Origin of the sequence: Candidatus Protofrankia californiensis (genome assembly GCF_900634765.1) — a bacterium.
GTDB classification, from domain to species: domain Bacteria; phylum Actinomycetota; class Actinomycetes; order Frankiales; family Frankiaceae; genus Protofrankia; species Protofrankia californiensis.
On record NZ_CAAAFT010000044.1, the window covers coordinates 13,164 to 23,155 of the forward strand.

The 9,992-nt window shown below is 67.0% G+C and carries 8 protein-coding genes; 3 read left to right on the forward strand and 5 right to left on the reverse strand.

What is annotated here, in order from left to right:
• The 3 genes from DD1DGNOD_RS28640 to DD1DGNOD_RS02350 form a co-directional block, all read left to right on the forward strand.
• The coding region (locus tag DD1DGNOD_RS28640) for a methionine adenosyltransferase domain-containing protein (protein ID WP_241255415.1) at positions 1-612 on the forward strand (612 nt) is incomplete at its 5' end.
• 138 nt (positions 613-750) lie between these two features.
• Positions 751-882 (forward strand): hypothetical protein, encoded by a 132-nt coding sequence (locus DD1DGNOD_RS30450; RefSeq protein WP_283234644.1) that lies wholly within the window; start codon positions 751-753, stop codon positions 880-882.
• A 97-nt stretch (positions 883-979) separates the two neighbouring features.
• Positions 980-1,408 (forward strand): PPOX class F420-dependent oxidoreductase, encoded by a 429-nt coding sequence (locus tag DD1DGNOD_RS02350; RefSeq protein WP_131765006.1) that lies wholly within the window; start codon positions 980-982, stop codon positions 1,406-1,408.
• Positions 1,409-1,453: 45 nt separating this feature from the next.
• Here the strand turns inward: DD1DGNOD_RS02350 and DD1DGNOD_RS02355 are convergent, their stop codons facing one another.
• The 5 genes from DD1DGNOD_RS02355 to DD1DGNOD_RS02375 all read right to left on the reverse strand — a co-directional run.
• Positions 1,454-2,299 (reverse strand): SAM-dependent methyltransferase, encoded by an 846-nt coding sequence (locus tag DD1DGNOD_RS02355; RefSeq protein WP_131764985.1) that lies wholly within the window; start codon positions 2,297-2,299, stop codon positions 1,454-1,456.
• Positions 2,300-2,325: 26 nt separating this feature from the next.
• Positions 2,326-4,158 (reverse strand): metallophosphoesterase family protein, encoded by a 1,833-nt coding sequence (locus DD1DGNOD_RS02360; RefSeq protein ID WP_206442903.1) that lies wholly within the window; start codon positions 4,156-4,158, stop codon positions 2,326-2,328.
• Complete coding sequence (locus DD1DGNOD_RS02365; protein ID WP_131764986.1) at positions 4,155-4,811, reverse strand: hypothetical protein; 657 nt, start codon at positions 4,809-4,811, stop codon at positions 4,155-4,157. The genes DD1DGNOD_RS02360 and DD1DGNOD_RS02365 overlap by 4 nt, the downstream gene beginning before the upstream one ends.
• A complete protein-coding gene (locus DD1DGNOD_RS02370; protein ID WP_131769335.1) occupies positions 4,808-6,595 on the reverse strand; it encodes an FAD-dependent oxidoreductase in 1,788 nt (595 codons plus the stop codon). The genes DD1DGNOD_RS02365 and DD1DGNOD_RS02370 overlap by 4 nt, the downstream gene beginning before the upstream one ends.
• Positions 6,596-6,791: 196 nt before the next feature.
• Positions 6,792-9,992, reverse strand: a 3,201-nt coding sequence (locus tag DD1DGNOD_RS02375) for an ABC transporter substrate-binding protein (protein ID WP_165036354.1), incomplete at its 5' end; no start/stop codon positions are given.

A 9,992-nucleotide genomic window follows, 5' to 3' on the forward strand; every position in this document is an offset into this window, starting at 1 on the left:
CACCACGCCGCCGACATCGACCTGGAACAGCAGCTCACCCCGGACGTCCGGGCGCTGGTGATTGAACCCGAGCTCAAGCGGGTGGCCGAGCAGAACCTCGGTATCGAGGTGGACGGCTACCGGCTGCTGGTCAACCCGACCGGACGTTTCGAGATCGGCGGTCCACAGGGTGACGCGGGCCTGACCGGCCGGAAGATCATCATTGACACCTACGGTGGGTACGCCCGGCACGGCGGTGGTGCCTTCTCCGGCAAGGACCCGTCCAAGGTCGACCGCTCGGCCGCGTACGCCCTGCGCTGGGTGGCCAAGAACGTCGTGGCGAGCGGGCTCGCCCGCCGCGTCGAACTACAGGTCGCCTACGCCATCGGCAAGGCCGAACCGGTCGGGCTGTTCGTGGAGACCTTCGGCACCGAGCAGGTGCCGGTGCCGGCGATCGAACGGGCGATCTCGACGGTGTTCGATCTCCGCCCGGCTGCGATCATCCGGGATCTGGACCTGCTGCGGCCCATCTACGCGCAGACCGCAAGCTACGGCCACTTCGGCCGCGAGCTCGCCGACTTCACCTGGGAGCGCACAGACCGGGTCGAGCAGCTACAAGCCGCCGTCAACTGACCCCAGCGGTTTTCAAGACCATCCCGGATGCGCGGGGATCATGCCGTTGACCTGCATGCTTCCCGCCTCGGGCCGTTCCTACCCACATATTCGCCACGACCTCTCACGGGGATCCCGAAAAAACGTGTTCGTGCGCTGTTGGGTCCAGATGGCGAGCTCGTCATCACCTCCGACCAGTTCGTCGGCGACCTTCGCGATGCTGACGACCCGGATCTGGAAGGCGTCCGGTACGTCCACATGCTGGTCGGACGCCTGCGTATGCGCTGGTGATGCATCGGGAGGAACGCATACGAACGCATACGCGGGTCATCCGGCGGCGATGACGGTGCGGATGCGGGTCGGGGAAACCCGTGTGAACGTAGGCCACATGGCGTCGATGACCCAGCGGGAATGGCGTACCTTCCTTGCGGCTGGTAAGCGTACCGGGAAGCTTGCGACGGTCCGCCGGGATGGCAGGCCCCATGTGGCGCCGGTCTGGTTCGTCCTGGACGGCGAAGAAGTGGTCTTCACGACCGGGGCGGCCAGCGTGAAGGGTCGGGCGTTGCGCCGGGACGGGCGGGCCAGCCTGTGCGTGGACGACGAGAAGCCGCCGTATTCCTTCGTGCTGGTCGAGGGGAGCGTGACCGTTTCCGAGGATCCTACCGAGCTGCTGCGCTGGGCGACCACGATCGCTGGACGCTACATTGGTGCGGACAGGGCCGAAGAGTTCGGCCGGCGTAACGGTGTGCCCGGCGAACTACTGGTCCGGCTGAGCCTGACGAAAGTAATCGCGCAACGTGACATAGCAGATCAGTGAGATGGCGGGCTGCCGGACCGCGCAGCGGTCCGGGTCCGCCAGCGGTTACTCCTGGGCGGTCTTCGCGGCGACGCCGGCGAACAGCCAGTCAGTGCGTATGTCGTCCTCACCCGGATGCCATTGCCAGGGCCGGACGATACCGGGGTCCACCAGCTCGAAGCCGGTGAACAGGCCTTCGATCTGCTGGCGTGAACGGAAGACGGCGGGTGAAGCGGCGCTCTTATACACCTGTTCGATACGGTCTACCTGATCGGGTGACGGGCCGTCCATGGTCACATGTGTCAGGGCCAGGTAGGAGCCGGGTATCATCGCGTCCCGGAACACGGAGATGATCCTAGCCGGGTTCTCCTCGTCGGTGACGAAGTGGAAAACGGCGATGAACAGGACGGCGACCGGCCGGGAAAAGTCGATCAGAGCGCGTAACTCGGGGTGGTCGAGGATTGTTTCGGGGCTACGCAGGTCCGCGGTGATCACCGTTGTGGTGGCGTTGTCGGCCAGCAGCGCCCGGCCGTGCGCCAGGACGATCGGGTCGTTATCGACATAGACGACACGGGCGTCCGGAATAACCTGCTGGGCGATCTCGTGCACGTTGCCCTGGGTGGGTAGACCGGCGCCGATGTCGATGAACTGGTCGATGCCCGCTTGGACCAGCCACCGTACGGCGCGCCGGAGGAAGAGCCGGTTCTCCCATGCGGCGTCGTAGGTCATCTCCGGGCCTATGACTTCCTTGACCTTCTCGGCGGCTTCCCGGTCGACGGGGAAGTTGTCCTTGCCGCCGAGGTAGTAGTCGTACATCCGAGCCGGCGTGGGCTGGTCGGAACGAATGTCTACGGCTGGCCCCCAGCTACCGTCTGGTTCGGGCGTGCCGGATTTAAAGGTCCAATGTGTCATCGCTTCGACATCCTACGGCATTTTCGTTATGAGCTGGTCGGTTCGACCCCGGTGGGAGCGTGCTGGGGTGGGACGGTCGGCAGGCCGCCGTGAGCGATGCTGATCGGCGCCTCGATGAGGAACGGTTCCACCGGACGGTCGACGGGGGTGAACCAGGGGGCGCTCGAGGCCGCATCCGGTGAGAAGTACCAGCGTTTCGGCACCGTGCGGACCCCGACCGGGTAGACGGTTAGTGATCCGTCCAGGCCGATGTGCAGCCGCAGGAGGTTCTTGTAGTCGGCGATTCCCTGCGCGGCGAACAGCTCGTTGGTGTTCACGCCCGCGAGGCGGTCGGCGAGCCAGAGGTAACCGGCGAGCAGTTCGGTGGCGGCAAGCCCGCCGAGCAGGATCACCAGTGGCAGGACGCCGGCCAGCAGCCAGGTTCCCGGCAGCGGGTCGACCACCGCCACCACGCCGGCCAGGAGGCCGACCGCCAGGAGGAGCTGGGCCAGCCCGTGCGCGGCTCCGATCGCCACACCCCGGGCCGTACGGCCGGTCTTGGTCAGGGCCACTCCCGCGCCCAGGACGCCGAGGCTCAGCACCAGCCCCGGCACGTTGTTGACCAGGCCGGCGAACAGAGCGCCGATGCCGGCCTCGCGCAACCCCTCGGCGATGGCGTCGAGGCGTCCGGTGGCCCTTGGTGTACCGGATCCAGCGGTGCTGCCGATCGCGAATGCCAGTAGCAGGTGGATGCCGCCGAGCAGGCCCACCAGACCGGGCGCGAACGCCGGTAAGCGGACGATGCCGGCGGCCAGCCGGCGGGAGGCGGGCGCGTCCGGGAAGCTCGTCTCAAGCTGGTAATGCGTCGGTGGGTCGGTCTTGCCCGGCGCCCGGGACGCCGGCGGCGGCACCACCAGATGCTGCGGCAGGCAGTGGGTGGCGGACAGGTAGGCGCCGCCACCGCCGGCGGTGAACTTCTGCGCGCTGCCGTCGACCTGGCTGTAACGGGCGTAGTGGTGCAGGTCACCGGCAAGGGAGACCCGTACCTGCGCACCGGTCCTGCGGATCACGGTGCGTTCGAAGTAGTCGAGGACGGCGAACGCTTCGGCGTTCCCCTCGGCCGCGGTGATCCAGCTCGGCTTCGCCGAGCACAGGATCACCGCATCGCCGGCCTGCATCTGCTCGGCGATGTCGAGGAAGTACCGGCGCTGGGGGTCGTCGATGTAGGAGTCGAACTGGATGTCGATACCCAGCAGCCACCACCGGTGCGGCAATTTCACGGCGAAGTAGCTGCGGGTCTGCTCGGTGCGCCAGCCGCCGATGTTGGAGCGTTGGCAGAACACCCGCATGAAGGCGGTGAGTCCGTCGTACCAGTCGTGGTTGCCGGGGACGACGAACAGTTTCGGCTGCTCGGGCTGCCCGTCGGGTCCGGGTGGCGTTGTGGGCGATGCCGTTGTGGGAAGCGCCGCCCGGTAGGGGCCGATCAGTTTGTTCTCATAATCGGTGATGCTCGGCGTCGGATAGCACTGGTCGCCGCCCATCACCAGCAGCCGACCCCGCGGGGTCGGCGAACCGGCCAGGTCCAGGCCTGGCGCGGCAAGTAGCGAGGCCATCGTGTACGTCGAGTCGAATCCGTCGCCGAGGTCACTGACATAGTCGAACCACAGCTCGCCCGCGTCCGACAGATCGGTCGCGGGCGCGGCCGGCAGCGCCGCCATCTCCTCCCGCTTGTCGGCGTAGGAACCGAGCACTCCGCTTATACAGACGCGGACGGCGGTGCCGAGCAGCAATGTGGGTGACAGCCAGCGGCACATGGACGCCCGCACGAAACCGAGCGCGCGCTCGCTGTCGTCGGCGGGCCGGGGCAGGGTGTCACTCATCGGGTCCCGTCCCCGTTTCCGCTGGTCTCGATCTTTTCCGCTTGCAGGGAAGCGCCGTAGACCTCCCAGAGATCGCCGAGGAACAGCCGGCCGAACCTCACCAGGCCCGCGGTGGCGTTACCGGCCGGACCGGACGTCCGGAACGTCGTGAGCTGCCACAGGAAATCCGGGATGTGGATGGTGATGATGCCGGCGCCGACGATCCGGGCGGCCGGTTCGCCGGCGGCGTCCACATGCCCGGCGAAGATGCGGGTGTAGAGCGTCGAGGTGTCCCGCCACAGGTCGAATCCGGGATCGTCGTGGACGTCCTTGAATCCACTGAGCGTAAGCGGGTGCCCGGCCGCATCACTGAACGGCAGCCGGTAGAGCATCCGCCGGCGCCCGGGTGTGTCACCGACGAACAGGTTGAAGACGCCGTTGCCGACCGGGCATTTTCCGCCCAATGCGTCGCAGCGGACGTAGCCGCTGGCGGTGGCCTCCCGCAGCCGGTCGGCGGCGAAGGCGTCCACGTTCTCGGTGCGAATGGTGAGATGGAACGCAAGCGCATTCCCGTCCGCCCTGCCCCGGTCGTATCCACGCTGCGGATCGGTTTCGTCAAGGGTGACGAAACCCTTCATCTTCTCGGTGAACTCCAGGCCCGTGGGACCGGTCATGACTGTGCCTCCAGGACGGGGTCGGCCTCCGGTGCGTGGGTGGCCTCCGGTGCGTGGGTGGCCTCCGGGACGCGGCTGGTCGCCGGGGCACGGTCGGCCTCCAGGGCATGTTCCGCGAGCCGGTCGGCGAAGGCCGCGATGGTCAGCGACGGGTTCGCCCCGACCGGTCCGGGCATGGCGGCGCCGTCGGCGACGTACAGGCCGGGGTGGCCGAACACCTCGCCCCATTCGTCGATTACTCCGGTGGTGACGTCGGTACCCATGGACGCGCCACCGAGAGGATGCACGGTGATGACCCGTGAAAGCAGGGTCAGGGGATTCTGGTGGAACTCCCCGCCCATCGCCTCGGCCAGGTCGGCCATGATCTGCCCCAGGCGTTCGAAATACGGCCGGCTGTCCGCCGGATAGTTCTCGATCTGCAGGTAGTCGTCGCGTACCGACATCCTGCCCGTGGGGATGTCACGCCCCATAGCCAGCAGGGGCATCGATCCGGCGGATGTCTTCCCCGAGCCGAGCAGCCGGCCGACCATTGCGCCGATCTGGTGGGACGGCCTGCCGGTGAGGCGGGAGCGGATCAGATCGTAGACCGTGCTGACGATCCGGGACGCCCCGCTGTCCAGTTGGGCCGCCTCGACGAGCCATTCGGCGAAACCGGGATAGCCGGCGTCCTCGATGTAGCAGCCGCGGTCGGCACCGCCGTCCGCACCGCCGTCCGCATGGCCGTTTATACGGCTGTCGACACCGTCAGGGACGCGCACGGCGGTGGTGATGACCGGTGCGTGTGTGCTGCCCAGGGGTTCGCCGGGCACCCCGCTGACGAAGCCGAGCAGGTCGCCGTTGCCGCTGAAGCGCTGCCCGAGCATCCGGGAGATCCCGGGTAGTGCGGCGCGGTTACGAAGCAGCAGGTAGATAGTTCCGAACGTGCCGGCGGCGAGGACGAGGCGATCGCAGTCGATTGCTTGTTGGGCGAGTGTTGTTGTGGCGGCGGTGTCGCCGGGCGTGTGGACCACGTATCCGACGGTGTAACCACCGCCGTTCCGTGGGGTGATCGAACGGGCCTCGTGGTGGACGCGCAGAGCCGCGCCATGGTGTGCCGCGGCGGAAAGATAGGTGTGGTCCAGGGTGTTCTTGCTGCCGTAGTTGCAGCCGAGGTCGCACTCGCCGCACAACACGCAGGTGATCCGCGGCCGGCCGTGGATGTTGCCGTAGGTCGGCTTCCCGATGGGCGCCCCCGGTATCGGGGTGTTGCCGCCGACCCCGAACGTGACCGCCAACGGCGGCTGCTCGGCGGTGTATCCCAGCCGTTTCCCGGCCTGCTCCAGCAGTTCGGTCCGGCGGGAGATCTGGTAACGCGGCTGCCCCTTGGGGAAGCGCTGTACATCCATCATCGTTTCGACGGCCGCATAGTGCGGTTCCAGATCGGCCCGGCTGATCGGCCAGCTCTCGTAACCGTCGCCGGCGGGCGCGTCGCGAACGAACCACTTCTCGTCCTTGCGGAGCAGGACGTTGGCGTAGATGAGCGAGCCGCCGCCCAGACCGCTGGAGACGACCGCCTCGAAGTCGGCGAAGGACCAGACGTCGAAAAGGCCGTGCCGTCCCTGGCTCGGATCCCAGAAGTTCGCGGCGATTTCGGCCGGCGAGCGGGCGAACGACCCCGGTGGATATGCCTTTCCCCGCTCGAGCAGGACGACGCTGTGGCCCGCTGCGGCGAAACGGTAGGCGGTTACCGCACCACCGAATCCCGAGCCGACAACCACGACATCCGCGTGTTCGTTCTCACCCACCCGACCCCCACACCCGCGGCGCGCCGACTGGAAACACCCTGCCTGCGGGCGTGATGAGTGAACCACGCCGAGCCGTGACCGAAACAGAGTGGGTCGGTGTCCGCAGCGCGACACGGGTATGTTCCGCGGCTCGGGCCGGGACGGTGGTTCCGCCTTCCGCCGGTGGGCGTCACCGGCGCCGTCCGCGGAAGCGATCTCATCTGCATGCGGGCGGAGCCTCGCCGGCCGGGAGACCGACCGGCTGCCCGGCCGCCCGCGGGGAGTAATCGAGAGGAGTCGTCCTGACCACGCGACCGTTGTCGCCTTTTTCTGATTCCAACCGCTGAAGGACGACCAGTTTCTCGCGCCGGCTACTCCTCGGATCGTCGCTTTCGGGAAGCGTAAAGTTGATCAACCCGGTCACGCCGTAGTACTGCTGGATCGAGGTGAGGGCGGAGGTGAGCGCCGGCCGGTCGGGTACGGAGGTACCGACGGCCTTGTTCAGGACGCCGTACACGTCATAGGCGGCCTGCATGTGCCCTCCTGGTTCCATTGTGTGTCTGGGCAGGTACTCCCTGCGCAATTTATCATAGGCGCACCAGAATTCTTCCAGTTTGTTCCGCGAGTCGACGGGCAGAATCCTGCGGGCAGCCGAGGGGACGCCGAACGTCGTGAACAGGATCTCGGCGTGGTTTCCGGCCAGGGCGTCGGCCATCTCCGTCTCCTCGGTCTGGGTCATGTCGTCACCACCGAGGATGGTGGTTCTCCTGGCGCACTGCTCCGTTTCTTCTTCCTCGCCGAGCAGACCAACCGCTTCGACGAGGGGAACGGCTTCGTTGGCACGTCCCGTGTAGATAATGATGTTGTTGTCCGGAGTCTCGTCGCAGAGATCCGCTATCCGCTCTTCGAAGTCCCGGTTCAGGTGGGTGGACTTGGCGTCGAACTCGACGATTTCCGTGCTGACACCGGCTGCGTCCAGCAGGCGTTTGTAGTCCCCGCCCAGCCCGGTGCTGTAGTCGTCACCGGCGGAAACAAAGATCGCGGCTCCGGCTCCCGGATGCCTTTCGCGTAACCATCTGGTTCCCAGCTCCGCCTGCAGTTGGTTCGGTGGCGCGATGCGGAAGTAGCCGTGGATTCCGCCGAGCTGGTCCCCCGACTGCGCGGAAGAGATCATCGGGATTCCCTGCCGTCCGTCATCAGGGTTCGGTCTGCCCAGGTACTCCATGGCCTTGACGGTCGTAGCTCGAGTCTGACCGAGACCGAGGACCGCTATGACGTTGGGGTCAGACTCGGCGATCTCCCAAATGCGGTGGCTGGTCTGGACGGCGAACTCGGACTCCCCACCGAGGTTCGCCACGAGAACCCGCAGGAGGACCTCCGGCGGTCGAGTAGTTCCATGGTTCCACTTCCGCATCCCCAGCAGAGTGCCGATGAGCTCGTTGACTCCGACGGCAAGATCGAACTGCGGCGGATCCTGCCCGGAGCTGAGTTGTGTGGCGAGAATGACAGTCGCGATGGGGTGGCCGGTCTCGTTGGACAGCTTCTCAGCCGCGGCATTTTCCTCGGTTATCAGTTTCCAGAGCGTCGTGATGACGTCGTTGCGCCAGTCCTTCTCGGGATCATAGGGCGATGTCGTGAACTTGGTGGGTTGTGCTGTGACCCCGATGCACTGGTCGCCGGCCTTCTTCTTGAGGATGAACCGCTGGTCCCACAACGTCCTGGTCACAGCCCTGACGGCGTGCGGGCTCCCGGGGTAGCAGTCCGTGCTGTGCTGCTTCGCATAGACAGCGGAGTAGCCGAGCAGCAGAAGCGTCAGCCCCGTCCCTGTCAACATGCGGACGGTACGTCGTGAAGGCTGAAGAACGGGATATTCATATTTGGCGAACGGCGTCTGGGTGGGCGTGAGTTCGCCGCGGTCGGGGCGCGCCGCGGTTGCCCGGTAGCGTTCCGCGGCGGCATGTCCCGGGCCGTCTCCGCAGGCGGCCAGGGCATCGACAAGCAGGACGGCGGTCGCGGCAGGGCTGGGTTCCGCCGCGGGTAGCTCGGAACGCAGGCTCCAGAGCAGGAACACGAGCCGCCGGAGGGCGGGTTCCGGCCCGTCGGCAGCGTCTGCCACGTCGCCGTCGTCCGCGGCCCCGTCCATCGGGGCAGCAGACGGCTCATCCGAGCCGTCCAGATAAGGCGCACCAGGTGCCTCGGTGATCCTCTCCAGCGCCTGCGGCCAGTCGTCGCGCTGGCCGATCCAGGATGCGACCGTGTCGATGACGGCGTTCACGTCGCCGAGTGCCAGGGTCTGGTAAAGGGCCTCGATCTCGTCGGCCTGTTCGCCCGTACGGCTGTAGAAGTCGCGCAGCCTGCTGTGGATCTCTGTGCTGCTCGGGCGCTCGGCTCGCGTGAGCTCGCGGGCCAGCAGGTCACGCAACAACGGGTGAAGTACGGCACCGGAGCCGGACCTTGTTATGAAGCTGTACCGGGACAGCTCTGAGATCAACGATTTCGGGTTGGTGTTGGGAAAGTCCTGGTCCGTGCGGGGGATGAGGACCGCGATGATTTCGCGGGTGATCCGGCGCGGGGCTGACAGGCGCACGAGCAGGTGTTGGATGTCCGCTCGGCCGGGGGAAGCCGGTATGGCGGGACGGCCCGGCGCAGCGGGGAAGTGCTGAAGAAACCGCAGGAGCAGATAGTCCCGGATGGTGGCGTTGGCGGTCGCGCCGACGAGGTTTGCCTGCGGGACGACCGCCGCCGCCGGCTCGTCGAACACCGTCCGCATCGCGAGCGGGATCGTCCGGTTCCACAGGGCGTTATCGGACAGCCAGCGGGCGACGAGGTCGACGGCGAGGGGATGGCCGCGGGTTGTGCGGAAGAACGCATCCAGCAGTTCGTCCTCCCCACCGGCCCAGTCGGCGAACAGTTGGGTGGTGTGCAGGTACTTCCGGGTCTGGTCACGGGTGAACGCAGGAAGCGTCAGCGGCAGGACCGCGGCGGCCTTCGCCTTTGCCGGATTCGTGGAATCTCGGGTGAAGCGGGCGTGCCAGGTGCCGAAGAGCACCGCGGCGGCCTCTGCCGGAGATTGGGAGTCGGCGCCGTCGGGCTCGGGCAGGAGGGTACGCGGCTCGGGTGCCGACTGTTTCGTCGCGATGACGAGCAGGCCGGCGTCGGGGCGTTGAAGCCTGCGCTCGACGAGCAGGCTGAGAAGATCGGCACCCTGGGGGTCGACATTGTGGGCTCGGTCGATGTCGTCAAGCAGGAGAAGGCAGTTGACCCGCCGGCGAGGGCGGAACCGGTAGGCGCGTTGGATGTCATCCAGGAAGGCGCGTACGAGTACCCGATTCACCGCCTTCCAGTTCCCCTCGTCCACCAGATGCCAGATGTTGGCTATGACGTCGGCGGCGCGGTAGCCCGGGGGTAAACCGAAGAT

What these genes read in the sequence shown, in the direction of transcription:
- DD1DGNOD_RS02350 (WP_131765006.1), top strand. Translation starts at nt 980, where the DNA reads ATGGCGTCGATGACCCAGCGGGAATGGCGTACCTTCCTTGCGGCTGGT.
- DD1DGNOD_RS02355 (WP_131764985.1), bottom strand. Translation starts at nt 2,299, where the DNA reads ATGACACATTGGACCTTTAAATCCGGCACGCCCGAACCAGACGGTAGC.
- DD1DGNOD_RS02360 (WP_206442903.1), bottom strand. Translation starts at nt 4,158, where the DNA reads ATGAGTGACACCCTGCCCCGGCCCGCCGACGACAGCGAGCGCGCGCTC.
- DD1DGNOD_RS02365 (WP_131764986.1), bottom strand. Translation starts at nt 4,811, where the DNA reads ATGACCGGTCCCACGGGCCTGGAGTTCACCGAGAAGATGAAGGGTTTC.